The organism is Kocuria sp. CPCC 205260 (assembly GCF_040981045.1).
Classification (GTDB): Bacteria; Actinomycetota; Actinomycetes; order Actinomycetales; family Micrococcaceae; genus Kocuria; species Kocuria palustris.
This window is the reverse complement of record NZ_JAVKPT010000002.1, coordinates 352,793-376,136: the sequence shown is the minus strand read 5'-3', so window position 1 is coordinate 376,136 and position 23,344 is coordinate 352,793. Positions and strand designations below refer to the sequence as shown.

The window sequence follows — 23,344 nt, the reverse complement described above, 5'->3', positions numbered from 1 at the left end:
GCGCGCCCGTCGTCGTGGAACGAGGACCCCATGCCCTCCGTGCAGACCGATCTCTGGTTCGACACCCAGGCCCTCGAGGCCGCCGAGTACTGGACCTCCCTGGTCCCCGGCTCGCGGATCCTGGAGGTGTTCCACGACCACGGAGGCAACCCATTCACCGTCGGCGAGGGCTCCGTGCTCTACGTCCAGTTCGAGCTCGGCGGCCAGCGCTACGGCGCCGTCAACGGAGGACCGCACTTCCAGCTCGACGAGTCCGTCTCCATCTCCCTGATGTGCGATGACCAGGCCGAGGTCGACCGGTACTGGGAGGAGCTGACCCGAGAGGGCAGCGAGTCCATGTGCGGGTGGTGCAAGGACCGTTACGGCATGAGCTGGCAGATCGTCCCGCGGGAGATGATGCGGCTGCAGGCCGACTCCGACCCGGTCGCCGCGCGGCGCTCCACGCAGGCCATGCTCGCCATGCACCGACTGGATGTGCAGACGCTGCGCCGCATCGCGCTGCGCACCGAGGACCAGGACCGGATGCCCGCACCGGCCCCGGAGCAGGGCCGGGTGCCGAACCACATCGAGGGCGCGGTGCGCATCTCTGCCCCGGCGCACGAGGCCTGGGAGCTGATCTCGCGCCCGGGGTGGTGGGTCAACGACGGCCGGATCCGCGAGCACGAGATCACCTCGGACGGCGACCGCCACACGGTGACCGACCCCGTGCAGGGAACCTTCGCGCTCACGGTCGAGGACAGGCTCGACGGCGAGTTCATCGCCTACCGCTGGGAGGGCTTCGAGGGCTCCGACGATCCTCGCACCCTCACGCAGTTCTGGGTCGATCCCCTGGACGACGGCTCGTGCATGGTCCGGATGCTGGAGTCCGGCTTCCGCGACGGCGGGGCCTCCGATGCCGCGCTGCGGCCGACCTACGACGACCAGGCAGGCGGCTGGTGCCTGGAGCTGCGAGCGCTGCGCTCGGCCCTCGACGGTTCCTGATCCGCGGCCGGCGCTGACGCGGCGTCGGCGCCCGGCAGCGCAGAGAGGCGGTCGGCCTCCGTCGCCGCCTCGTCGCCGGAGGACGGCCTCCGGTCGTCGGCGGACGTCGCAGGTGTCGACGGCCGGACCTGCCAGTCCTGGCGAGTGCGCCGGGTCCGCCGAGCTGTGCGCAGCGCTCCCACGGCCACCGCGATGCCGATCAGCAGCGGCACCCACACCTTGGAGTACTCCAGCAGGAAACCAGCCCACTCGGGCAGCTCGATGCTGGGCCAGGGGATCGAGGGGAGGTCGATCTCCGGCCAGGGGAGGCGGGGCAGGCTGATCTGCGGCCACGGGATGCCGAGATCGGGCAGCAGCCGGCCCAGGAAGCTCCACACCGGATCGAGCAGACGGAGGATCAGCGGCAGCAGCACGATGCCCGCGATCGCCGCCCCCGCTCGCCCCATCCCCTCCATGAGCGGGTAGACCGCGCGCTTCCAGGGCGAGGCCTCCATGGCCGCCTGGCGACGTGCGGCCCACGATCCTTCCGGCGGTGCGAACTCGGCCACCTGGCTGCCGTCCTTGAAGCGGACGTGGGCGACCCGAGTCCCGCCGCCGACCGCCTTCACCACGATGCGGGGATCGGCGAACGAGAGCAGCAGGGACTTGGCCTCCGGGGCCGGCGCCTGGTCGGGCTGCTCGTCGGAGGATCCGGTGCGGGCGTCGTCGTCCTCCGGGTGCACGGCCACGCGATGCGAGCCGAGCTGCGAGGCCCGTGCGAGCACGCGGGTCCCGCGGAAGAACACGCAGCCCTTCTGCGGGCCCTCCATGTCGTCGCTGCGGAACTGCGGATCGACCTCGGTGAGCTGGGCGCGATTGCCCACCGCCACGCTGAACGGCCCGAGCTGCGGGTGGTGCAGGCGCCAGATCTCCGGCTGAGGCCGCCCCGGCGCAGGCTGCACGACGTCCTGCGGGGCCTCAGCCCCCTCTTGGTTCTGCTGCTCGCTCGTCATGCTCCAGAAGCTACTGAGGACGACCATCTCCGGTCATCGGCCCCCGGGACGACTTCGGGCGCTCATCCTTCTGGAGGGGGCCTGGGCCTCTCTTCGCCGCGGATCATCAGCCCCCTGCCCGAATGCTCCTCGCCGTCCTACGCTGGGAGCATGGATCACAGCACCGGACAGCTCACCGACCAGGAGATCGCCGAGGCTCAGCTCGCCGACTGGAGCGTGGAGGACGGCGTGCTGCGCGCGTCGTTCGACACCGGCGACTTCCTCAGCGGCCTCAAGTTCGTCACCGCGCTGGCGGAGATCGCGGAGGAGGTCGGACATCACCCCGACGTCCTGCTGACCTACCCCTCCGTGCAGCTCTCGCTGATCAGCCACGACGTCGAGGCCATCACCCAGAAGGACGTCAACATGGCGCGGCGGCTCTCGGAGCTCGCCGCGCAGCTCGGCGTCTCCGCCGCCTGAGCGCGCGCGACCGCAGCACCACGCGGACCAGGGACCCCGCCGGATCGCACCGGCGGGGTCCCTGCGTCGTCTCAGCGCCCTGCGCTGTCCCAGAGTCCTGCGCGCCCAGGCCCCGGCCGCCTCAGGCGCCCAGCACGCGGATGGCCACCTGCACGCGGTTGGTGACCTCGAGCTTGGCGAAGATGCTGGCCACGTGCGTCTTGACCGTGGTGATCGACAGGAACATCTCCTCGGCGATCTCCGAGTTCGTCAGTCCCCGGGCCACGGCCTCGGCGATCTCGCGCTCCCGGGCGCTCAGGACGTCCAGCCCCGGCCCGGACCCGACCTGGGGCCGGGGAGCAGAGCCCTGCGACGAGGACTGCTCCCCGTCCGAGACGGACACGGAGCCCGGCCTCGCCTCAAGGGTGCCGAGCTGCCTGCCCTGCGCCGTGGCCACGGCGATCAGCCGCGAGAGCACCTGCGGGGAGACCGTGGAGCGGCCGGCGGCCGTCTCCTGGACGGCTTCGACGAGCTGGCGCGGCGGGGTGTCCTTGAGCATGAAGCCCAGAGCCCCGGCCTCGAGGGCGTCCAGGATGAACGAGTCGGTGTCGAAGGCCGTGAGCATCAGGACCTCGGGCGGCTGCGGCAGCGCGCGCACGAGCCGACATCCCTCGATCCCGTCGACACGGGGCATGCGGATGTCCATGAGGACCACGTCCGGGCTCAGCTGACCGGCGAGCTCGGCGGCCCCCGCGCCGTCGGCGGCCTCGCCCACGACCTGGAGGTTCTCGGCGCCGTCGAGCAGCAGCTTCAGCCCGGCACGCATGAGGGACTCGTCGTCGACCAGCAGGATGCGGACGGGATCGCTGTCTAGCTGCGGCATGGGATGCACGCCTCCAATCGGAACATGGTCTCGGTGCGCTCAGTGCTGATCGTGCCACCCAGACCGCGAGCGCGCTCGTCGAGTCCCACCAGGCCGAAGCCGCTGGGCTCCGGATGCGCGTCGGCGACCTGCGGATTGCTCACCGTCAGGGACACCGCCCCGGCGCGACGAGACCAGCGGACGGTCACCGGCGCACCGGGCGCGTGCTTGACCGCGTTGGTCAGCGCCTCCTGCAGGATCCGGTAGAGCGTGCGCGCCGCAGTGTCCGGCACGGCCTCGGCGTCGACGACCTCCCGGCCGACCATCTCGATCCGGGCGCCTACCGCGCGGAACTCCGCCAGCAGCTCGGGCAGCTGCCGCAGATCGGGCTCGGGCCGGGTGTCCCCGGGGTCGTCGCGCAGGATGTCGAGCACGGTGCGCAGCTCGGCCGACGCCGTCGCGGCCGTCTGCTGCACCAGTCGAGCGGTCGAGCGGACGGTGTCGCGGTCGAGGTCCTCGCGGTAGTCCAGCGCACCGGCGTACGTGCTGATCAGGGCCAGGCGGTGGGAGAGGGTGTCGTGCATCTCCCGAGCGATCCGGGTGCGCTCCTGCGCCCGGGACTGCTCCGCGCGGGCGTGCTCCTCGCGCACCAGGGCGGCCGCCTCCCGTCGGGCCGTCAGCGCCTCGGCCTGCAGGGCCCGGATCCGGCGGCGGCGGGACCACCGGTACATGCCGATCAGCACAGGCACCAGGAGCATCACGGCCGAGACCCCGCACACCAGCAGGCCGTCGAACCACCCCTCGGCGGAGTCTTGGATGAAGTACCCGACGATGGTCGCGGCCACCGTGACGACGTAGACCAGCCCCGCCCACGACCGACGTCCCCGTGAGGAGATCGAGATCATGGTGAACAGCGAGGCAAGCCACGCCGAGACCGAGAGGGACACGCACACGCCGATGATCAGGGCGGCGATCAGCGCCGAGCGGGGCTCGGGCCGGTCCACCAGCTCCGCCGGATCCACGGAGCCGCCCTCGAGCGCCTGAGCATCGGTGAACCCGTGCCGCAGCGCCACGGGAACCAGTGCCACCGCGATCAGTCCCAGGACCACATCCAGGACCGAGAGCAGGACCACGGGCCGGCCCGGGCCGTACACGTCCAAGGGGTCCAGCGGATCGCCCTGGGTCAGCACCACGACCAGGATCAGCCCCCAGACCACCGGCCCGAGCAGGAAGGCGAGCAGCGTGAGGATCGCGGTGACCCACGGGCGCTGCAGCCTGCGCGGACTCCAGGGCTGACGGGGCGTCTCCGGCGCCGACGCAGCCCACGGGGCGGCGGTCTGGGACGTGGTGGCGGACATGGCTCTCAGCGTAGGAGCGCGCCGCGGCCGCGTCGCCGTCCGGAAGCATGAACGGGCCCTCATCCCATCCGACGAGATCCCGCCGCCCACGGCCCCAGCGAGCGGCATCACACCGGGAGCCTGAGCCCGTCGGTATACCGTGGAGCGCTCACCGGCCCTCTCGGGCCCCTCCCTCCACCGAAACTCGAGCTTCCCTATGCCCTCCTCCAGCCCGGCTTCCGAGCAGGCTCCCGATTCCGGCGACGCCGAGTACCCCCACGGCACTCACCCGGGGCTCGTCCCCGGGGTGGCCGTCGACGAGCAGCGGGTGCGCTACCGCACCGACAAGATCACCTTCGGGGTGGCCGGCGGCCTCATCGTCGCCTTCATCCTCTGGGGCGCGCTGTCCACCGAGAGCCTCACCTCCGCCTCGACCAGCGCCCTGAGCTTCACCGTCACCTACGGCGGCTGGATCTTCACGACCCTGGCGGCCGTCGTCCTGCTGTTCCTGCTGTTCGTGGGCTTCTCCCGCTTCGGGCGCATCCCGCTCGGCAAGGACGGCGAGCAGCCGGCCTACTCCATGCGCTCCTGGATCGCGATGCTCTTCGCGGCGGGCATGGGCGTGGGCCTGATCTTCTTCGGCGCCTACGAGCCTGTGACGTACTACATGACCCCGCCGCCGGGGCGTGCTGAGCCCGAGTCGCTGCAGGCCATGCACTCGGCGATGGCGCAGACGATCTTCCACTGGGGTCTGCAGGCCTGGGCGATCTACGCCATGGTCGGCGCGGCCATGGGCTACGCCGCCTACCGCCGCGGCCGTCCCCTGCTGATCTCGGCGATCTTCGGCCAGCGGGCGCCGGGCAGCGTCTGGGGGCGGCTGATCGACGCCTTCGCCGTGATCGGCATCCTGTTCGCCACGGCCGCCTCGCTCGGGCTGGGCACCCTGCAGATCGGCCGCGGCGTGGAGGTCGTGGCGGGCATCGGCCCGGTGTCCAACGCCGTGCTGATCGGGATCATCGCCGTGCTCACCGCGTGCTTCCTGATCTCGGCCGTCTCCGGCATCGCCAAGGGCATCCGGCTGCTGTCGAACGTCAACATGATGCTGGCCGCAGCTGTCGCATTCTTCCTGTTCGTGGTCGGCCCCACGGTCTTCCTGCTGAACTTCATCCCCTCCGTGGTGGCCACGTACTTCGGCGAGATGTTCGACATGCTCTCGATGTCCGCCTCCAAGGGCCCCGACGCCGAGGAGTTCATGCGCTACTGGACCCTGTTCTACTGGGCCTGGTGGGTCTCGTGGGCGCCGTTCGTGGGCGCGTTCGTCGCGCAGATCTCGCGCGGGCGCACCCTGCGCCAGTACGTGACCGTGGTGCTGCTGGCCCCCACCGCCATCTGCGTGCTCGCCTTCTCGATCTTCGGCGGCACCGCCATCTGGCTGCAGCGCTCGGGCAGCGATATCGCCGGAGCGGCCTCCCCCGAGGACATGCTCTTCCAGATGCTCGACGCCCTGCCGATGTCCCAGATCAGCTCGGTGGCCGTGATGATCCTGCTGGCGGTCTTCTTCATCACCTCGGCCGACTCGGCCTCTGTGGTCATGGCCTCGATGTCCCAGCGCGGCAACCCCGAGCCGACCAAGCCGGTCGTCGCCTTCTGGGCGCTGGCCCTGGCCGGCGTGGCCGCCGTGATGCTGGTCGTGGGCGGGGCCGATGCCCTGCAGGGGCTGCAGGACCTCGTCACGGTGGCGGCCCTGCCCTTCGCCGTGATCCTGCTGTGCATCATGCCGGCGTTCTTCCGGCTGCTGTCGACCGACCCCATGATGCTGCGCGTCCAGTACGCGCGGGTGGCGATCGACGACGCCATGCGCACGGGCATGTCCGAGCACGGCGACGACTTCGCCCTGGCCGTCAAGCACGAGACCGAGGGGTCCTCCGCCGGACGCGACTTCGACTCGACCTCCCCCGAGTACACCGAGTGGTACCGCCGCACCGACGAGAACGGCGAGCCGGCGGAGTACGACTATGAGAAGGACCGCTGGGCCGACGAGGCGACAGGCGAGATGTCGTCCGTGGAGGCTGCCGGTGAGTCCGGCTCCGAGGCCCCGTCCGACACCGAGGCGGAGCCCCGGGCCGACGAGCCCGCCCGCGGCAAGGCCCCCTGGAGGCGCTGAGCGAGCGCATCCCGCACGACGACGCCGTCTGGTCGCCCTGCGCCGCGGCATTCATCGTCGAGGGGACCCATCGGACGCTTTCGTCGCCGAGGGGACGCAACTGACACCCTTCCAGGTGCAGGAAGGCGTCGGACGGGTCCCCTCAGCGCGTACGGGGTCAGCTACGTCCCCTCGGCGTTCCAGTTGACGCTCGACGACGCCCGCACCGCTTCAGCCGCGGGCGATGGCGACCGCCGAGCGGATGAGCGGGATCTGCAGCGGGACGCGCCCGATCGCGACGGCCTGAGCCGGCCACGGCTTGTCCCGCCAGTCCACGGCCATCTTGATGTTGCCCGGCCACACGCCCACGAGGAGCGCGGCCGACGCCGCACCGCCCAGCCGACGGGTCCGAGGTATAGCCAGCAGCCCGGCCACACCGAGCTCGGCGACGCCCGACCACACAGCCCACTGGCGAGGCGTCCCGGGCAGCGCCTCCGGGATGATGCTCTGGTAGACGCCGGGGACCGCCAGATGCAGCATGCCGGTCACGGCATACATGCGCGCTTGGCGGCGACCCAGCGCGTCGGGCGACCTCCCCGCCGCCCTGGGGAAGGTCGTCACCGCAGTGGTCGACGCAGTGAGAGCCGAGGTCGCGGAGCTCCCGGCTCCCGACCTGCGAAGCCTGCGCATGGTGCGTCGATGCCGGGCGAGCTGGCGCCGGCGCTCGGCACGGATCTGACGGGGCCGCAGAGAACTCATCATGCTTGCCATTCTGGCCCCGCACGGCGGCCGCCGTCGATCCGGCCGCTCAGCGGCTCCGCTGACAGGCATCCCCTGCCGTGCGAGACCGGCGCCTCGGCATAGGCCTCAGCGCCCTCGGCTCCGAAGGGGCCGCGTCGGAGGAGAAGGTGACGTAGACGAGACGGGGCATGGCTGCTGCCCTTCCGGTCGATTCCTGGATCGGGGTGAAGGCTGCCTCAACGGCCCCAGGCCTCGCGCAGCACGCGCAGGGAGTCGATGGCACCCTCGGAGGTGGAGCCCACCGGAGCGACCATGATCTCGTCGGCGCTGGCGCGGGCCGCGAAGTCCTCCACGTACTGCTTGACCTGGGCGCCGTCGCCCACGGCCGTGTAGCGGATCATGTTGAGGATCTGCTGCCCGGCCGGGGAGTGCATGACCAGGTCGAGCTCCTCCTCGGAGAGCTCCCGGCCGCGTCCGGCCATCTGGCGCACGCGGGAGCGGCGGTACCACTCGAGCTCCTGCGCCGCGTCGTCCGGGTCGTCGCGACCCACGACGTTGACCGCGGCGATCACGTACGGCTCATCGAGCACCTCGGAGGGCTGGAACTGCGCGCGGTAGGCCTGCGTGGCCTGCTCGAGGGCCTCCGGGGCGAAGTGCGAGGCGAACGAGTACGGCAGGCCGTAGGCGGCGGCCAGGGTGGCGCCGAACATCGACGAGCCCAGGATGTAGAGCGGCACGTTCGTGCCGGCGCCGGGGACGGCGCGCAGGCCGGGGACCACGGACTCGTCGCGCAGGAAGGCCTGCAGCTCCTTGACGTTCTGCGGGAACTCCTCGGCGGCACGGGGGTCGCGGCGCATGGCGCGCACGGCGGCCTGATCGGTGCCGGGCGCGCGGCCCAGGCCCAGATCGATGCGCCCGGGGTGCAGCTCGGCGAGGGTGCCGAACTGCTCCGCGATGATCAGCGGAGCGTGGTTGGGCAGCATGACGCCGCCCGAGCCGAGCCGGATCGACTCGGTCTGAGCGGCGATGTGCGCGATCAGCACGGCCGGGGCAGCCGAGGCGATCGAGCTCATGTTGTGGTGCTCGGTGTACCAGACGCGCTCGTAGCCCAGCCGCTCGGCGACCTGTGCGAGCTCGACGGACTCCTGGAAGGCCTCCCCCACGGTCTTTCCGCTGCGGACGGAGGCGAAGTCGAGGACGGACAGAGGAAGGGGCATGGCGCGGGCCTTTCGGGATCGCAGGTGCTTAGGTCTCTGACCCGTACAGCGGATCCCGGGCCCGCTTGATTCCCCGCCCCGTCCGCTCAGTCCTTGCGCGGGCCGCCGTAGATCTCGTTCACGACGTCCTCGTAGGTCCGCAGCACCTGGGCACGCTTGAGCTTCAGCGACGGGGTGAGGGTGCCGTCGTTCTCCGAGAAGTCCGAGGACAGGATCCGGTGCTCCTTGATCTGCTCGGCGCGCGAGACCGCCTGGTTGGCCTTGTCGATGGACTCGGCGATCGCCGCGCGCACCTGGTCGTTCTGGCGGGCGTCGTCAAGGGTCATCTCCGGATCCAGCCCGTGGGCCTCCAGCCAGCCGGGCAGCGCCTCCTCGTCCAGGGTGATCAGCGCGGCGATGAACGGGCGGTTGTCGCCCACGGCGATGCACTGCGAGACCAGCGTGTGCGCACGGATCTGGTCCTCCAGGACCACCGGGCTCACGTTCTTGCCGCCGGCGGTCACGATCAGCTCCTTGATGCGCCCGGTGATGCGCAGGTAGCCGTCGTCGTCGAGCTCGCCCAGGTCGCCGGTGCGGAACCAGCCGTCCTCGAAGGCCTCCTCGGTCTTCTCCGGGCTGTTCCAGTAGCCGCGCATCACGGCGATGCCCTTGGCCTGGACCTCGCCCATGTCCGTGATCCGCACCGCGTTGCCCGGCAGGGGACGCCCGACGCTGCCGATGCGCAGCGCGGTCGGGGTGTTCACGGTCTGCGGCGCGGTGGTCTCGGTGAGGCCGTAGCCCTCGAGCACCATCAGGCCGACGCCGTGGAAGAAGTGCGCCAGGCGCTCGCCCAGCGGGCCGCCGCCGGAGACCGCGTGCGTGACCTTCCCTCCCATGGCCTCGCGCAGCTTGGCGTAGACCAGGCGGTCGAAGATCGCGTGCTGGATCTTCAGCCCGAGCGGCACCTTCCCGGCCTGCTCGGCGCGCGACCAGGCGATCGAGACGGCCGCGGCGCGGTCGAAGATCTTCCCGCGGCCGCCGGCCTCCGCCTTCTGCTGGGCGGAGTTGTACACCTTCTCGAACACGCGCGGGACGACGAGCAGGAAGTCCGGGTGGAAGCTCTGCAGGTCCGGCAGCAGGTTCTTCATGTCCGCGGTGTAGGCCATGGTGCAGCCGCCGGCCACCGTGAGGATCGAGACGTAGCGGGCGAACACGTGGGCCAGCGGGAGGAACATGACCGTGCGACGCCCCTCCTGCACCACCTCGGGGATCGACAGCCTGGCAGCGTCCGCGAGTTCCACGAAGTTCCCGTGGGTGATCTCGCAGCCCTTGGGCTTCCCGGTGGTGCCGGAGGTGTAGATGATCGTGGCGAGATCGTCGAGGCCGGCGAGATCGCGGCGGCGCTCGATCTCCTCGTCCGGGACGTCCTTGCCTCCCTCGCGCAGGTGATCGAGCGCGCCCTCGTCGAAGCACCACACGCTGTGCACGGCAGAGAGGTCCTTGTCCTGGGCTGCCCGCTCGAACACGGCCTTGTGCTCCGGGGTCTCGACGACGAGCGCCGTGGCGCCCGAGTCCGCCAGGTTCCAGTGCAGCTGCGACGGCGCCGACGACTCGTACACCGGCACGGAGACCGCACCGGCGAACCAGATCGCGAAGTCGATGAGGCTCCACTCCAGGCGGTTGCGCGACATGAGCCCCACACGGTCCCCCGGCTCAATGCCGGCGGCCACCAGTCCCTTGGCCAGGGCGGTGACCTGCTCCACCACCTCGCTGGCCCGCAGATCGATCCACTGCTCACCCACGCGGTGGGAGTAGATCGCCGGATCGGAGGGCTTGCGCGCATTGCGCAGGAGCAGCTCCGTCACGTTCGTGTCTCGGGGGGTCTCTACAGCAGGCGGAATGCTGATCTCGCGCACGGGGGCTCCTGGTGATAGGGGTCAGTGACTCTACGGTAGGCGACCGTGAGACAGGTCACAAAAAGGAGATCAACCCGGATGTGGTGCAGATCTCGTCAATTTGTTGAACAATCTGTACTGTGTCCTCCACTGACCCGGACTCCCCTCTGCGAAGGGCTCCACGCCGACGGTGAACCGCACCCCCGGCGCGCACAACCTGGGGCCGCACCACGCCGCCCCGCTGATCGTCTCGAGGCAGACCATGATCCAGCACCACCCCGAGCAGGCTCCCGTGCAGGACGCCGGCTCCACCGACGCGCAGACCCCCAAGGCCGCCCCCGGCATGGTCTCGAGTTCGTCCCGTCAGGCCATCCTGGGCGCCCTCTTCCTGATGGCCACCAGCGCCATCGGACCGGGCTTCATCACCCAGACCGCCAACTTCACCGTCCAGATGGGCGCGGCCTTCGCCTTCGCGATCCTGGTCTCGATCCTGGTGGACATCGCCGTGCAGCTGAACGTGTGGCGCGTCATCGGCGTCTCCGGGCTCAAGGCCCAGCAGCTCGGCAATGCGGTCCTGCCCGGCGTCGGCTGGCTCGTCGCCGCGCTCGTGGCGCTGGGCGGCCTGGTGTTCAACATCGGCAACACCGCAGGCGGCGGCCTGGGCATCAACGCGATGACCGGCCTGGACGCCAAGTGGGGCGGGCTCATCACCGCCGTGCTGGCCATCGCCGTGTTCCTGTCCAAGAAGGCCGGCATGGCCCTGGACAAGATCGTGATCGGCCTGGGCGTCGTGATGATCCTGGTGACCGGCTACGTGGCCGTCGTCTCGGACCCGCCCGTGGGCGAGGCCATGAAGAACATGGTCCTTCCCGAGCAGATCAGCTACGTCGTGATCGTCACCCTGATCGGCGGCACCATCGGCGGCTATATCACCTACGCCGGCGCGCACCGCATGGTCGACTCCGGGATCACCGGACCGGAGAACGCCACGCGGATCTCCAGCTCCTCCGTGATCGGCATCATCATCACGGGCATCATGCGCTTCCTGCTGTTCCTGGCGATCCTGGGCGTCGTGGCGGGCGGCGCGGAGCTGATCGGCGACAACCTCGCGGCCCAGGCCTTCGAGCAGGCCGCCGGTGCCGTGGGCCTGCGCCTGTTCGGCCTCATCCTCTGGGCGGCCGCCGTGTCCTCGGTGATCGGCGCGGCCTACACCTCGGTCTCGTTCCTCACCTCGGACAAGACCAAGGCCGGCACCCGCAACATCCTCACGGTCGCGTTCATCGTATTCTCGGCCATCATCTTCCTGCTGCTCGGCCAGGCGCCGTCGACCCTGCTGATCGTGGCCGGTGCCGTGAACGGGCTGATCCTGCCGATCGGCTTCACGGTGATCATGATCGTGGCCTGGTTCCGCCGGGACCTGCTGCACGGCTACAGCTACCCCAAGTGGCTGGCCATCATCGGCGCCCTGGTGCTGATCCTGACCTACATCCTCGGCTGGAAGTCCCTGTCCGGCATCGCGGCCCTCTGGGCGTGACGCCTCTGGCATCCTGAAGACCATGACCCGCGCGACGGCAGGAGCTCCGATGAACGACGACACCCCCGTCTCCCAGCTGAGCCCTGCCGCCGCTCGGGAGCTGTTCCGCGCCGGGCGGGCCGTCCCCACCTCCGGGTGGTCGGACGGCTTCGCCCAGGCCAATCTCATCGCGGTGCCGCAGGACTGGGCGTACGACGTCCTGCTCTTCGCCCACCGCAACCCCAAGTCCTGCCCGCTGCTGGGCGTGCTCGAGGCCGGTCAGCTCAGCAGCGACCTGCTGCCCGGCGGCGACATCCGCACCGACATCCCGCGCTACACCGTCCACCGCGACGGCGAGCTCGTGGGCTCCCCCGCCGACGTCACCGAGCTGTGGCGCGATGACCTGGTGGCCTTCCTGATCGGGTGCAGCTTCACGTTCGAGGCCGCGCTGCTGGAGGCCGGGCTGCCGCTGGCGCATCAGGACCAGGGCGTGAACGTGCCGATGTACCGGACGTCGATCCCGGCCGGCTCTGCGGGCCGGCTGCACGGGCCCACCGTGGTCTCCATGCGGCCGCTGCCCGGATCCATGGTCGCCGACGCCGTGCGCATCACCTCGCGCTACCCGGCCGTGCACGGTGCGCCCCTGCACGTGGGCGATCCGGCCGCGATCGGCATCGAGGACCTCTCCCGTCCGGACTACGGCGACGCCGTGGAGATCCCCGACGGATGGCTGCCGGTCTTCTGGGCCTGCGGCGTCACGCCCCAGGCGGCGATCGCGGCCAGCGGCGTCCCCTTCGCGATCGGCCACGCGCCGGGGCACATGCTCATCACAGATGCCCCGAACGCGTCGTACCAGGTGCCGTGAGGCCGCGGATCAGTCGTCCGAGACCGTGACCTCCACCGGAATGTTGCCGCGCGTGGCATTGGAGTACGGGCAGACCTGATGCGCCGCATCGGCCAGCTCCTGCGCCTCGTCGTGCGGCATGCCCGGGATGACGACCTCGAGCTCGACCGCCAGGCCGAACCCCTCGCCCTCCTTGCCGATGGAGACCTTGGCGCCCACGGAGGAGTCGCCCAGGTCCTTGCCGCGCTGCCTGGCGGTGAGCTGCAGTGCGGAGTGGAAGCAGGCCGCGTAGCCCGCGGCGAAGAGCTGCTCCGGGTTGTTCCCGTCGCCGCTGCCCCCCATGGCCCGGGGCGAAGCCAGATCGAATTCCAGGCCTCCGTCGGGGACGGTCACGCTGCCGTCGCGTCCTGCTCCGGTGGCGAGTGCCTCGGTGGTGTACAGGGGATCCATGTCATCCTCCTCGCGATCCGCGACCGGCGTCTCCGGCACGCGGTGATCTCATCGTAGGACGCCCGTCAAGACGGGGGTGCATCGGCTGCGCGAGCACCTGCGAGCCGCGCGGCCAGGACGGGCCGGGCGAGCTCAGCGGGCCGAGGCGGCCTCGGGGGACTGCACCGGGACCTGCGCGGTGTCGAGCTCGCGGCGGAAGCGCCGCGAGCGCAGGCGCAGCAGGGCGAAGCTGCCCAGCAGCATCGTGAAGCCCAGGCTCGCCACGACCAGCCCGACCACTGTGGGGGCCGCCAGGCCGAGGCCCGCGGAGATCACCATGCCGCCCAGCAGCGCGCCCAGCGCGTTCGCCACGTTGAACGCCGCGTGGTGCAGCGAGGCGCCCAGCATCTCGGAGGGGCCGGCGATGCGCATGAGCCAGGTCTGCATGGACGGGCCCAGCGTCGCGTGGCCCATGTTGGTGAGGAAGAACGCGATGCTCAGCCCGACCGGGTCCGTCACCACGGAGACCATCAGCACCATGGCCGCGATGTAGAGCGGGAAGGCCACCAGAAGCGTCCTGTCCAGGGAGCGGTCCGTCGTGAAGCCGCCGATCGCGTTGCCGATGGTCATGCCCAGTCCGGCCACCGCCAGCAGCACGGGGATGAATCCGGCGCTCATGCCGGCGACCTGCTGGCCGATGTCCGCGATGTAGCTGAACACGGCGAACGACCCGGCGAACCCCACCGCGGCGATCAGCATGACCACCCACAGCTGGACCCGGGAGAAGGCGCGCAGCTCGTCCTGGGTCCGTCGGCCCTGCGGGGCGGGCTGGGACGGGATCGTGGTGGCCACCAGGACGGCGGTCAGCGCGAAGACCGCGGCGATCGTCAGGAAGGCCGCGCGCCATCCGGCCGCCTGCCCCAGAGCCGTGAGCATGGGCACGCCCACCAGATTGGCCACGGTCAGCCCGGACAGGGCGACGGCCGCGCCCTTGCCCTGCGAACCGGGGCCCATGAGGGAGGCCGCCAGCAGCGAGGCCACCCCCAGGTAGGCGCCGTGCGGCAGCCCTGCGATGAAGCGGGCCAGCAGCGTCAGCTCGAAGCTCGGCATCAGCCCGGAGGCCAGGGTGGACACGCACAGCAGTCCCGCGAACACTACGATCAGGCGGGTGCGGCTCAGGCGCACGGCCAGCAGGGACAGCAGCGGGGCGCCGACCACCACGCCCAGCGCGTAGGCGGTGATGGCCCATCCGGCGCGGGCCACGCCCTGCTCCGGGTCCGCGTCCATCATCTCGGGCAGCAGCCCCTGGGCGATCTGCGGGAGCAGCCCCATGGAGACGAACTCGGCGGAGCCGATGCCGAAGCCTCCGAGGGCCAGGGCCATCAGCGCGATGCGGCGGCGCGTCGGCGACAGCACGGCGCCGCCCTGGGTCTCATGCACAGCGGTCACAGGACACCTCCCGGGATGATGGATCGATGAAGAACTGCATCACCGCGGCGGAGGCCTCACGCTCGCGGCAGAACCCTCAACGCTAGACCTCGGCTCGCTCTGCCTGCCAGGCCTCCGGGGCCATCCGACCCGCGAGAAGCGTCACACGGCCGCGACGCCGGTCACTCGCAGGCGACCCCGTCGCCGTCGCCATCCATGCGCGGCGCATAGCCGGGCATGCCGCGGTACAGGGGCGCGGCACCGGCGGCCCGGGCCTCGGAGCAGTTCGCGAAGGCTGCGCCCGGTGCAGCGGGTGCCGGGGCAGGCTCCTGGGCGGGCTGCGGTGCGCTCTCGGCGGGCGCCCGCGTCGAGCTCTGGTCCGAGCCCGAACCGGACTCGGACGACGACTCCCCCTCGCAGTCCCGCAGCACCTCCGCCATCCGGTCGTGCTCGGGCTGGGTGACCCACAGGTCGTACTTGGCCTTCACATCGACCTGCCGCGCCACGTAGGGGCACCAGTAGGAGCGGTTCGGCGGCAGCCAGGTCGCGGCGTCGCCGTCGCCCTTGGACTGGTTGGTCGGACCGTCGACGGCCAGGAGGTTCAGCGGGTCGTTGGCGAAGACCAGCCGCTGCTGCTCGCTCAGCTGCTGGGCGCCCTTCTGCCAGGCATCGGACAGCGCCACCACGTGATCGATCTGCACCTCGGCGGAGGTGTCCATTCCCGCGGTGAAGTCGATCGCGGTGTCCGTGTAGGGGTCCTGCAGCAGACCGGAGGACACGGAGCAGCCGTCCTCGCGCTCGATGCCCGTGAGGTCGCGGGCCAGGATGTCATTGCGGGTGCTGCACCCGTTGCCGTCGACGTCGTGCCAGGTGGGACCGAAGAGATCGCGGCCATAGCCGGTCTTCGGCGCGCGGCCCTTGATGTCGAGGGTCTCCAGCACGGTCAGGGCCTCAGCGGAGTCGGAGGCGGCGCTGTCGTCGACGGGCGCGGGCGAGCTCTCGGGCTCCGAGGCTTGCGCCGACGTCTCGACCGCCTCGGGTGCCTCTGCTGCCTCGGACGACTCGGCCCCGCCAGGCTCCTGCGCCTCCGATGACGGGGCCTCCGGCGCCTGCGGTGCAGACGACGCCGAGGAGCCCGGCCGCGGATCTTCGGCCTCCTCGGAGGACGGGCCGACGATCAGCGCGATGACCACCAGAGCCACGAAGGCGAGGACCAGCAGGCCCAGGCAGCCGCCGCAGCCGATGCCGATCTTGGCGGGGGTCGTCATCCGGGAGCGCGCAGGGGTCACATCAGCCTCGTCGTCGGGGGTCGCGGGGAAGCCCCACAGCCTACTGATCAGCACCCTGCCGACGACGGCGCCGCGCGGGCCGCTGCGTGCCCTACCCTCTCCTGGTGTCCTACCTCGATGAGCTGGCCGAGCGGCCCGACGACCACGACGACAGCCCTCCCGACGGCAGCCGGTACCAGAGCCTCAAGCACGAGGCGGTGCGCGATTCCACGCGCGCGCTCCAGCAGCGCATCCGCTCCCGCTTCCCGGATCGCGGGCTGTGGGAGGTCTGCGGCGAGCTCGCGGCGCTCGTGGACGAGGTCGGCTCGGAGGGCGGCATCAGCCGCCGTCGCATCCGGTTCGCCCGCTTCATGTCGCGGCTGCTGGTCGTGCTCATCGTCGTGTTCGTGGCGCTGACGATCGCGCTGGCCGCGGCCGACATCTGGGCCGATCCGGAGGCCATCAGCCCGATCGACTTCCTGCCGCTGCTGGAGACCGTCATCAACAACGCGGTGTTCGCGGGCCTGGCGGTGTTCTTCCTGATCGCCGTGCCGGAGCGGATGGAGCGGGCGCGCGTGATGCGGCTGCTGCACCGCCTGCGCTCCCTGGCCCACGTGATCGACATGCATCAGCTCACCAAGGTGCCCGAGCGCCTGGAGCGGGGCTCGCGCGCCGACGGCGGCCTGGATCTCAGCCGCGAGCAGCTGCGCCACTACCTGGATTACTGCACGGAGATGCTCTCGCTCGTGGGCAAGACCGCTGCCCTGTTCGCCGAGGACACGACGGACGGCGAGATCATCGACGGCGTGGAGGGCCTGGAGACCCTGACCTCCGACATGGCCCGCAAGGTCTGGCAGAAGATCGCGGTGCTGTGACCTGCGTGAACGGCCGGCACGCCGCGGACTTCACCCTGACTCGGCCGACTAGTTGTTCAGCCCCTGCCCCTCGTAGAAGGCTCCGCCCGCATTTCGCACCGCGTAGTAGTAGACATCGGCCACCCCGAGGCACGCGTTGCGGCGGATCATCTCGGTGGGGTAGGCCCGGGTGCAGGACGCCGTGAGCCCGGACAGGAACACCGTGTCGCAGTCCAATCGATCGACGAAGCTCGTGGACGAATAGCACCGATCGTGATCGTCGCAGGTGGGCTTGAAATCAGCGCGCCCCCACTGATCCGGTGAATAGCTGCAGCCGTTGGTCTCGTCGGTCGCCGCTGCCAGAGGAGCAGCGGAGGCCTGAGGTATAGCGGAAGTCTGAGCCAGGCGGAGGGATGATGACCCTCCGGTGAGCCGCACGATCTCCTGGATCTCCGCCTGACTCGAGATCGCGTCGAGCTCGACGATCTCCTGGGGCGTGAAGTTGCGCAGCAGGACGTCGTGCTGCTTCTTGGTGATGTCCCCGCCCGTCGGCGACGCAGTGGATGCCGCCGTGGCCGCGGATGCTCCCGCCGCGGTCGATGCCAGCAGCATCACGGACGCAAGAAGAGTGATCGGTCGGCGCGAAACGGTCTTCATGGCATGCCCCTTCGGTGGAGAATATGAGCCCCCACTAGGGGATACAGTCTCAGACTGTAGCGCAGCTCACCACGCGCGGGCCCATCTCAGCGGCCGTAGTGGTAGCGGCACTGGGCTATCAGCACACGAGCCTCGACGACCTTGCAGACCAGTCGGTGCTCATCGGTGATCCGCCGCGACCAGAAGCCGCCGAAGTCGTGCTTGAGCGCTTCGGGCTTGCCGATGCCTTCATTGCTGTTGCGCTGGATGTCCTCGAGAAGCCAGTTGATGCGCTTGAGGACCTTCCGGTATGGCATCCAGGAGACGCCGGGCATTGGCGGGCGAGCGCATGAGGTACGCCGTCTCCCGCAAGGACTCGTAGTCCTCCAGCGAGAGGATGACGGCGGACTCGCGACCCGAGCGGGTGATCACGACAGAGTCCAGCACCTCGGCGTAGCGCTGGCGCGATTCGGAATAGGTCATCGTCTTCATTCGACCTCCCTGTACAAGAATTTGCACAGCCCGAGGGGCTCGCCGGAGAGGGGTGCCTCAACCCTGTCCGACGGCGGCGAGCTGTCGGCGGGCGGCGGGGCGCCCCAGGAAGAGCCAGCCCAACGAGCCCAGCAGCGGCAGGGCGATCACGAGCAGGACCCACACGGCCTTCCGCTCGCCGGTGATGGCCGGCTGCAGGAAGAGCGGCCCCACAGCTCCAGGATCATGCCCCGGGAGTCCCGCAGGTATGCCCCGATCCGGTCGGTCGCCTCGGCATCGCGCTCCTGGGCCACGAGGTCCACGAGCGCCGCATTGCGCTCGACCCACGGCTGGTGGAACGCCGGAGTGTCATCGAGCGTGTGGAAGAGCAGGCGCAGCTCGGACTGCACCCGCTTCATGAGCTCGAGCTGGCGGAGCGAGCCGGACAGCGAGACGACGGCCCGGTGGAAGGCGTCGTTGGCCTCGGCCATGGCGGCCACCTGCCCGGCGTTGCGGGCCCAGCGGCCGGTCTCCACGGCGGCGCTCATCTGCTCGACCGCACGATGACGAGTCCCCGCCTCCGGCCAGCGCAGAGCCGCCCCCTCGAGGGCCAGCCGGGCGCGGTAGAGCTGATGGACCGTGGCCTCATCCGGAAGGCATACGCGGATGCCGCGATGGCGCTCGCGCTCGACCAGGTGCTCCTGCTCGATCTCGTCGAAGGCTGCGCGCAGGGAGTTGCGGGAGATGCCCAGGACCGCCGCCAGCCGTTCCTCGGGCAGGCGGGCGCCCGGTCGCAGGAGGCCCGTGACCACGCCGCGGCGCAGCACCTCGGCTCCGCGCGCGACCGCGCCCCGACCCTCGTGCTCCGCGTCCACCGCATCGCGCACCGGCGCGAGCACGGTCATGTCGGGCAGCGGCGCCTTGCTCTCGATGGTCATGAGCTCATCGTGCCAGTCGGCGCCAGGATGACCTCCCGTGTCATGACGTGATGCGTCCGAGCACCTGACCGGCCGTCACGGCATCGCCCTCGGCCGCGCCCCGCTCGGACAGGGTGCCAGCGCACGGCGCAGCGACCTTCGACTCGGTCTTCATGACCTCGAGCACGAGCAGGTCGTCGCCGGCCTGGACCTGCGCACCCTCCTCCACGAGCCACTTCAGGACCGTGCCGCCCACACCGGCCTTGATCGCGCCGTCGTCGTCGGTCTCCGCAGAGCCCGACGACGACGCCTGCCCACCGGACTCGAGCGCTGCGGCCAGCGCCTTGGGCACGCCCAGCATCACCCGGCGGCCGTCGATGTCCACACTGAACCGCGAGCGCCCCAGCTCGGCGGCGCGCAGGTAGTCGGCCGCGTAGCCGTCGTCGGCGCTGAGCCGCTCGGCGAACTCGTTCTCGATCCAGGCCGTGTGGACCGTGAAGTCCCCAGCGGTCTCGGCGGCGAACTCGGGGGCCTCGACCGCCGCGCGGTGGAACGGGACTGTAGTGGCCACGCCGTGGATGCGGATCTCGGCCAGGGCACGACGGGCCCGCCGCAGCGCGGCCTGCCGATCCGCGCCGTGCACGATCAGCTTGAGCAGCATCGAGTCGAAGGTCGTGGCGACCTCCTGACCGGCGCGCACGCCGGAGTCCAGGCGGATGCCGGGGCCGGTGGGGGCGTCGATCGCCTCGATGCGCCCGCCGCCGGGCAGGAAGCCGCGGCCCGGGTCCTCCGCGTTGATGCGGAACTCGAAGGCATGGCCCTGCGGCTGGGCGCCCAAACCCTCGGGCAGGTGCCCGCCGTCGGCCACGAGCAGCTGCAACTGGACCAGGTCGGCGCCGTAGACCTCCTCGGTGATCGGATGCTCGACCTGCAGGCGCGTGTTGACCTCCAGGAAGGAGATCAGCCCGTCGCGGCCCACCAGGAACTCGGCGGTGCCCACCCCCACGTAACCGGCCTCGCGGCATATCTCGGCGGCGGCGGTGTGGATCCGCTCGCGCTGCTCGTCGCTCAGGAACGGCGCCGGGGCCTCCTCCACGAGCTTCTGGTGGCGGCGCTGCAGCGAGCAGTCGCGCGTGCCGAGCACGGCCACGCCGCCGTGGGAGTCGCAGACCACCTGGGCCTCGACGTGGCGCGGCTCGTCCAGGAAGCGCTCCACGAAGCACTCGGGGCGCCCGAACGCGCTCTGGGCCTCGCGGGCGGCCGAAGCGAAGGCGTCCTCGACCTCGGAGAGCTCGCGGACCACGCGCATGCCGCGCCCGCCGCCGCCGTGAGCGGCCTTGATGATCACGGGCAGCCCGTGCTCCTCGGCGAAGGCGGTGGCCTCAGCACCCGAGGCCACCGGGCCGTCGGTGCCCGGCACCAGCGGGGCCCCCACGGTGCGGGCGATGTCGCGAGCCTGGACCTTGTCGCCGAGCTTCTCGATGGTCTCGGGCTTCGGTCCGATCCAGGTCAGGCCGGCGTCGATGACTCCTCGGGCGAACGAGGCGTTCTCGGACAGGAACCCGTAACCGGGGTGGACGGCGTCTGCACCGGCGCGCTGGGCGATCGCCAGGATCGCCTCCTGATCCAGGTAGGTCTCGGTCGGGCTGGTGCCCTCGAGCGCATAGGCCTCGTCCGCCAGGTGGACGTGCGGGGCGTCGGCGTCGGGATCGGCGTAGACGGCCACCGAGCTCAGGCCGGCCTCGGCGCAGGCGTGGATGATGCGCACGGCGATCTCGCCGCGGTTGGCGATCAGGACCTTCTGCACGATGGTCTCCTCAGTGGTTCTCGGCAGCAGGCGCTGCGACGGTGTCGGTGGAAGCGGTGGTGGTGGCGGGGTCGACGGCGATGAAGCGCACCGTCCTGCCGGGAGCGGCCTGGGCCATGAGGTCCAGATCGGCCTCGAGCACGCAGGCGATGACCGGGTAGCCGCCGGTCACGGGGTGGTCTCTCAGGAACACGACGGGCAGCCCGGAGGCCGGCACCTGGATGCTGCCGGGCACCGTCCCCTCACTGGGCAGCTCGCGCTCGATGCTGCGAGCCAGCTCCCGGCCCTCGAGTCGGGCGCCCACGCGATCGGAGGCCGCCGCGACGGCCCACTCCTGCTCCTGGAAGGACTCCAGGGCCTCAGGTGTGAACCAGTCGTCGCGCGGGCCCAGGACAACGCGGACCTCCAGCGGCCCGCTCGGCGGAGTCGGCTGGGCAACCGGAGCGCCGGCGACCTCGAGCGGCCAGTCCACTGCGGTGCCGGGGTCACGGCCCACGGCCAGGCGGTCGCCGTCGGACAGCGCCGCGGGGCCGAGCCCGGCGAGAGTGTCGGTCGCACCGCTGCCGATGACCGCGGGGACGTCGATGCCGCCGCGCACAGCCACATACACGCGCAGCCCGTCCGAGGGAGCTCCCACACGCAGCGTCTGGCCGTCTTTCAGCGCGAAGGGCAGACCGGCGCGAGGACGCCAGCCCGAGTCGACCCTCGGAGCCTTCGTCGACTGCTCGGCACGCTCGTCCGGCTCAGTCTGCTCGGTCTCAGGCACATCGGCCGAGTCCGTCGCGACGGGCGCCTGCTCCTCCGATGGCGCCGCGTCCGTCGGCTCCGTGTCCGGCGTCGGCGCAGGGACGACCTCCAGCTCCACAGCAGCGCCGGTCACGGCGAGGACCTGATCGCCCGCGGCCCGCAGGCTCAGACCACCGAGCACGCTCTCCAGGCATGCCGTGCCCGGCATATTGCCGACCAGCCGGGCGGCTCGATCAGCGGCGGCACGGTCCAGAGCCCCGGAGGAGGAGATCCCCACGTCGGAGCGCCCCGGGCGACCGCGGTCCTGGATCAGCGCCTGCAGCCCGGCGGTCTCGACCACCAGGTGATGCGCGGGATCGACCTCGCTCGGCTCCGGGTCTGCGGCCGGCTGGATCTCCACGGCCTCGCGCACCGCCCGGTACGTCAGGCGGTCGCCCGGGGCCAGCAGCGCCGGCGGATCCTGGTTCAGATCGACCATGGGCGTCGTCGTGCGCCCCAGCAGCTGCCAGCCGCCCGGGGAGCTGCGCGGGTAGACCGCCGAGAACTGCCCGGCCAGCGCCACCGAGCCGGCGGGCACGGCGGTGCGCGGCGAGCTACGGCGCGGGATCTCGGGCGTGCCGCGCAAGGCATCGGGCAGCTGGAGGCCATCCACGGACTCCAGCGCTCGAGCGCAGTAGAGGAAGCCCGGAGCGAAGCCGGCGAACGCCGCGATCCAGGGCTCCGCAGTGTGCCACCCGATCAGCCCGTCGGCAGAGACGCCCAGGGATTCGGCCAGCTCGTGGAGGTCCTCGCCGTCGTAGACGACGTCCAGCGCGATCTCCCGGCCCGGCTGATCCGCCAGTGAGCCCCGGGGGATGCGTGCGAGCGCGGCCTCCAGAGCAGGACGGTCGCTCGTGCGGATCAGCACGGTCGAGGCGCCGCCCACCCCGCGGAAGCCCTGCTCGGACAGCGCGGCATGCACAGCCACGGCGTCGGCCAGGTCGGCGCACTCGATGAGCAGCGAGTGATCGGCGACCGGCAGGAGCCGCCGCTGCGGCACCTCGGACGACGCGCGGGACTCGCTCACGAGAGGAACGACCGCTGCTCGACGCCGGCCTCGGACAGCGCCGCCGAGACCTGCCGGGCGATCTCGAGAGCTCCGGGGGTGTCGCCGTGGACGCAGATCGATTCGGCATCCACGGAGATGGTGGAGCCGTCGATCGCGGTAACCGTGCGCTGGGTGGCCATCTGGACCACGCGGGCGGAGATCTCGGCCGGATCGTGCAGCACCGAGCCCTCCTCGCGGCGTGAGACCAGACGGCCCTCCGGCGTGTAGGCGCGGTCGGCGAAGGCCTCGCGCACCGTGGGGATGCCGGCGGCTGCGGCCTGGCGCTCGATCTCGGAGTCGGGCAGGACCAGGATCGGCAGCTCGTCGCCGAGCTCCGCGAGCGCCCGCACGACGGCTTCGGCATGGGCCTCGTGGTGGCCGATCGTGTTGTAGAGCGCGCCGTGGGGCTTCACGTAGCGGACCTGCGCGCCCACCGAGCGGGCGCAGGCCTGCAGGGCGCCGATCTGGTAGATCACCTGATCCGTGAGCTCCGAGGGCACCACATCGATGAAGCGGCGCCCGAAGCCTTTGAGGTCGTCGTAGCTGACGTGGGCGCCGATGGCCGCCCCGCGCTGCGAGGCGATGCGGCAGGTCTCGCGGGCGACCGACGGATCGCCTGCGTGGAAGCCGCAGGCCACGTTGGCGCTGGAGACGACCTCGAGGATCTCGGCTCCGTCCGGCATGGACCAGGAGGTCAGCGACTCCCCGCAGTCGGCGTTGAGATCGATCCGGGGCTGCCCGGAAGTGATGGCGCTCAT

Annotated in this window: 23 protein-coding genes; 6 read left to right on the top strand and 17 right to left on the bottom strand. The window is 71.1% G+C overall.

Annotated elements, in window-relative coordinates:
* Window positions 1-30 precede the first annotated feature (30 nt).
* Entirely contained in the window at window positions 31-981 is a 951-nt protein-coding gene (locus RF645_RS06430) for a VOC family protein (RefSeq protein ID WP_368818794.1), read from the top strand.
* Here RF645_RS06430 and RF645_RS06425 read toward each other — a convergent pair.
* Window positions 912-1,973 carry a hypothetical protein gene (locus RF645_RS06425; RefSeq protein WP_157796660.1) on the bottom strand — a complete coding sequence of 354 codons (1,062 nt, stop codon included), beginning with the start codon at window positions 1,971-1,973 and terminating at the stop codon, window positions 912-914. The two genes, RF645_RS06430 and RF645_RS06425, sit on opposite strands and share 70 nt — an antisense overlap.
* Before the next feature lie 150 nt (window positions 1,974-2,123).
* Between RF645_RS06425 and RF645_RS06420 the strand changes: the two genes are divergently transcribed.
* Window positions 2,124-2,432: a 4a-hydroxytetrahydrobiopterin dehydratase gene (locus RF645_RS06420; protein WP_061712490.1), complete on the top strand. Its 309-nt coding sequence runs from the start codon at window positions 2,124-2,126 to the stop codon at window positions 2,430-2,432.
* A gap of 121 nt (window positions 2,433-2,553) precedes the next feature.
* Here RF645_RS06420 and RF645_RS06415 read toward each other — a convergent pair whose 3' ends face one another.
* Both RF645_RS06415 and RF645_RS06410 read right to left on the bottom strand, forming a co-directional pair.
* Complete coding sequence (locus RF645_RS06415) at window positions 2,554-3,294, bottom strand: response regulator transcription factor (RefSeq protein ID WP_053446651.1); 741 nt, start codon at window positions 3,292-3,294, stop codon at window positions 2,554-2,556.
* Window positions 3,282-4,631 carry a sensor histidine kinase gene (locus RF645_RS06410; protein ID WP_368818793.1) on the bottom strand — a complete coding sequence of 450 codons (1,350 nt, stop codon included), beginning with the start codon at window positions 4,629-4,631 and terminating at the stop codon, window positions 3,282-3,284. Before RF645_RS06410 ends, RF645_RS06415 begins: the two co-directional genes overlap by 13 nt.
* A gap of 196 nt (window positions 4,632-4,827) precedes the next feature.
* Here RF645_RS06410 and RF645_RS06405 point away from each other — a divergent pair, with 196 nt between their 5' ends.
* Window positions 4,828-6,774 carry a BCCT family transporter gene (locus RF645_RS06405; protein ID WP_368818792.1) on the top strand — a complete coding sequence of 649 codons (1,947 nt, stop codon included), beginning with the start codon at window positions 4,828-4,830 and terminating at the stop codon, window positions 6,772-6,774.
* A 210-nt stretch (window positions 6,775-6,984) separates the two neighbouring features.
* Here RF645_RS06405 and RF645_RS06400 read toward each other — a convergent pair whose 3' ends face one another.
* The 3 genes from RF645_RS06400 to RF645_RS06390 form a co-directional block, all read right to left on the bottom strand.
* Window positions 6,985-7,311: a hypothetical protein gene (locus tag RF645_RS06400; RefSeq protein ID WP_053448148.1), complete on the bottom strand. Its 327-nt coding sequence runs from the start codon at window positions 7,309-7,311 to the stop codon at window positions 6,985-6,987.
* A gap of 419 nt (window positions 7,312-7,730) precedes the next feature.
* A complete protein-coding gene (locus RF645_RS06395; RefSeq protein ID WP_368818791.1) occupies window positions 7,731-8,711 on the bottom strand; it encodes an LLM class flavin-dependent oxidoreductase in 981 nt (326 codons plus the stop codon).
* An 86-nt stretch (window positions 8,712-8,797) separates the two neighbouring features.
* Window positions 8,798-10,606 (bottom strand): long-chain fatty acid--CoA ligase, encoded by a 1,809-nt coding sequence (locus RF645_RS06390; protein ID WP_368818790.1) that lies wholly within the window; start codon window positions 10,604-10,606, stop codon window positions 8,798-8,800.
* A 322-nt stretch (window positions 10,607-10,928) separates the two neighbouring features.
* Between RF645_RS06390 and RF645_RS06385 the strand changes: the two genes are divergently transcribed.
* Window positions 10,929-12,119: an NRAMP family divalent metal transporter gene (locus tag RF645_RS06385; protein ID WP_053448147.1), complete on the top strand. Its 1,191-nt coding sequence runs from the start codon at window positions 10,929-10,931 to the stop codon at window positions 12,117-12,119.
* 49 nt (window positions 12,120-12,168) lie between these two features.
* Window positions 12,169-12,963 (top strand): putative hydro-lyase, encoded by a 795-nt coding sequence (locus tag RF645_RS06380; protein ID WP_204782512.1) that lies wholly within the window; start codon window positions 12,169-12,171, stop codon window positions 12,961-12,963.
* A 9-nt stretch (window positions 12,964-12,972) separates the two neighbouring features.
* On the opposite strand, the gene RF645_RS06375 is transcribed toward RF645_RS06380, so the two are convergent.
* The 3 genes from RF645_RS06375 to RF645_RS06365 all read right to left on the bottom strand — a co-directional run bounded on the left by RF645_RS06375 (window position 12,973) and on the right by RF645_RS06365 (window position 16,142).
* The gene (locus RF645_RS06375) at window positions 12,973-13,392 is read right to left on the bottom strand and encodes an organic hydroperoxide resistance protein (RefSeq protein WP_040561313.1); all 420 of its coding nucleotides are present in this window, start codon (window positions 13,390-13,392) and stop codon (window positions 12,973-12,975) included.
* Window positions 13,393-13,524: 132 nt separating this feature from the next.
* The gene (locus RF645_RS06370; protein WP_368818789.1) at window positions 13,525-14,820 is read right to left on the bottom strand and encodes an MFS transporter; all 1,296 of its coding nucleotides are present in this window, start codon (window positions 14,818-14,820) and stop codon (window positions 13,525-13,527) included.
* A gap of 161 nt (window positions 14,821-14,981) precedes the next feature.
* On the bottom strand, window positions 14,982-16,142 hold the full coding sequence (locus RF645_RS06365) for a DUF1524 domain-containing protein (RefSeq protein WP_368818788.1): 1,161 nt from the start codon (window positions 16,140-16,142) through the stop codon (window positions 14,982-14,984).
* A gap of 50 nt (window positions 16,143-16,192) precedes the next feature.
* On the opposite strand from RF645_RS06365, the gene RF645_RS06360 reads away from it, so the two are divergent.
* Window positions 16,193-16,942, top strand: coding sequence for a hypothetical protein (locus tag RF645_RS06360; RefSeq protein ID WP_368818787.1), 750 nt, complete (start codon window positions 16,193-16,195; stop codon window positions 16,940-16,942).
* Window positions 16,943-16,990: 48 nt separating this feature from the next.
* Here RF645_RS06360 and RF645_RS06355 read toward each other — a convergent pair whose 3' ends face one another.
* The 8 genes from RF645_RS06355 to RF645_RS06320 form a co-directional block, all read right to left on the bottom strand.
* On the bottom strand, window positions 16,991-17,578 hold the full coding sequence (locus RF645_RS06355) for a phospholipase A2 (protein ID WP_081609556.1): 588 nt from the start codon (window positions 17,576-17,578) through the stop codon (window positions 16,991-16,993).
* 86 nt (window positions 17,579-17,664) lie between these two features.
* On the bottom strand, window positions 17,665-17,874 hold the full coding sequence (locus tag RF645_RS06350) for a Txe/YoeB family addiction module toxin (RefSeq protein ID WP_368818786.1): 210 nt from the start codon (window positions 17,872-17,874) through the stop codon (window positions 17,665-17,667).
* Complete coding sequence (locus tag RF645_RS06345) at window positions 17,807-18,049, bottom strand: type II toxin-antitoxin system Phd/YefM family antitoxin (RefSeq protein WP_368818785.1); 243 nt, start codon at window positions 18,047-18,049, stop codon at window positions 17,807-17,809. Before RF645_RS06345 ends, RF645_RS06350 begins: the two co-directional genes overlap by 68 nt.
* Before the next feature lie 57 nt (window positions 18,050-18,106).
* A complete protein-coding gene (locus RF645_RS06340; protein WP_368818784.1) occupies window positions 18,107-18,214 on the bottom strand; it encodes a hypothetical protein in 108 nt (35 codons plus the stop codon).
* The gene (locus tag RF645_RS06335) at window positions 18,196-18,966 is read right to left on the bottom strand and encodes a GntR family transcriptional regulator (protein WP_058871608.1); all 771 of its coding nucleotides are present in this window, start codon (window positions 18,964-18,966) and stop codon (window positions 18,196-18,198) included. Before RF645_RS06335 ends, RF645_RS06340 begins: the two co-directional genes overlap by 19 nt.
* Before the next feature lie 40 nt (window positions 18,967-19,006).
* Window positions 19,007-20,752 carry a biotin carboxylase N-terminal domain-containing protein gene (locus tag RF645_RS06330; protein ID WP_368818783.1) on the bottom strand — a complete coding sequence of 582 codons (1,746 nt, stop codon included), beginning with the start codon at window positions 20,750-20,752 and terminating at the stop codon, window positions 19,007-19,009.
* Window positions 20,753-20,762: 10 nt separating this feature from the next.
* Window positions 20,763-22,565 carry a carboxyltransferase domain-containing protein gene (locus RF645_RS06325; RefSeq protein WP_006215352.1) on the bottom strand — a complete coding sequence of 601 codons (1,803 nt, stop codon included), beginning with the start codon at window positions 22,563-22,565 and terminating at the stop codon, window positions 20,763-20,765.
* Window positions 22,562-23,344 (bottom strand): LamB/YcsF family protein, encoded by a 783-nt coding sequence (locus RF645_RS06320; protein ID WP_053446642.1) that lies wholly within the window; start codon window positions 23,342-23,344, stop codon window positions 22,562-22,564. The genes RF645_RS06325 and RF645_RS06320 overlap by 4 nt, the downstream gene beginning before the upstream one ends.

What these genes read in the sequence shown, in the direction of transcription:
- RF645_RS06350 (WP_368818786.1), bottom strand. Translation starts at nt 17,874, where the DNA reads ATGCCATACCGGAAGGTCCTCAAGCGCATCAACTGGCTTCTCGAGGAC.
- RF645_RS06415 (WP_053446651.1), bottom strand. Translation starts at nt 3,294, where the DNA reads ATGCCGCAGCTAGACAGCGATCCCGTCCGCATCCTGCTGGTCGACGAC.
- RF645_RS06335 (WP_058871608.1), bottom strand. Translation starts at nt 18,966, where the DNA reads ATGACCATCGAGAGCAAGGCGCCGCTGCCCGACATGACCGTGCTCGCG.
- RF645_RS06410 (WP_368818793.1), bottom strand. Translation starts at nt 4,631, where the DNA reads ATGTCCGCCACCACGTCCCAGACCGCCGCCCCGTGGGCTGCGTCGGCG.
- RF645_RS06395 (WP_368818791.1), bottom strand. Translation starts at nt 8,711, where the DNA reads ATGCCCCTTCCTCTGTCCGTCCTCGACTTCGCCTCCGTCCGCAGCGGA.
- RF645_RS06375 (WP_040561313.1), bottom strand. Translation starts at nt 13,392, where the DNA reads ATGGATCCCCTGTACACCACCGAGGCACTCGCCACCGGAGCAGGACGC.
- RF645_RS06345 (WP_368818785.1), bottom strand. Translation starts at nt 18,049, where the DNA reads ATGAAGACGATGACCTATTCCGAATCGCGCCAGCGCTACGCCGAGGTG.
- RF645_RS06405 (WP_368818792.1), top strand. Translation starts at nt 4,828, where the DNA reads ATGCCCTCCTCCAGCCCGGCTTCCGAGCAGGCTCCCGATTCCGGCGAC.
- RF645_RS06420 (WP_061712490.1), top strand. Translation starts at nt 2,124, where the DNA reads ATGGATCACAGCACCGGACAGCTCACCGACCAGGAGATCGCCGAGGCT.
- RF645_RS06385 (WP_053448147.1), top strand. Translation starts at nt 10,929, where the DNA reads ATGGTCTCGAGTTCGTCCCGTCAGGCCATCCTGGGCGCCCTCTTCCTG.
- RF645_RS06355 (WP_081609556.1), bottom strand. Translation starts at nt 17,578, where the DNA reads ATGAAGACCGTTTCGCGCCGACCGATCACTCTTCTTGCGTCCGTGATG.
- RF645_RS06320 (WP_053446642.1), bottom strand. Translation starts at nt 23,344, where the DNA reads ATGAGCGCCATCACTTCCGGGCAGCCCCGGATCGATCTCAACGCCGAC.
- RF645_RS06430 (WP_368818794.1), top strand. Translation starts at nt 31, where the DNA reads ATGCCCTCCGTGCAGACCGATCTCTGGTTCGACACCCAGGCCCTCGAG.
- RF645_RS06425 (WP_157796660.1), bottom strand. Translation starts at nt 1,973, where the DNA reads ATGACGAGCGAGCAGCAGAACCAAGAGGGGGCTGAGGCCCCGCAGGAC.
- RF645_RS06400 (WP_053448148.1), bottom strand. Translation starts at nt 7,311, where the DNA reads ATGTATGCCGTGACCGGCATGCTGCATCTGGCGGTCCCCGGCGTCTAC.
- RF645_RS06380 (WP_204782512.1), top strand. Translation starts at nt 12,169, where the DNA reads ATGAACGACGACACCCCCGTCTCCCAGCTGAGCCCTGCCGCCGCTCGG.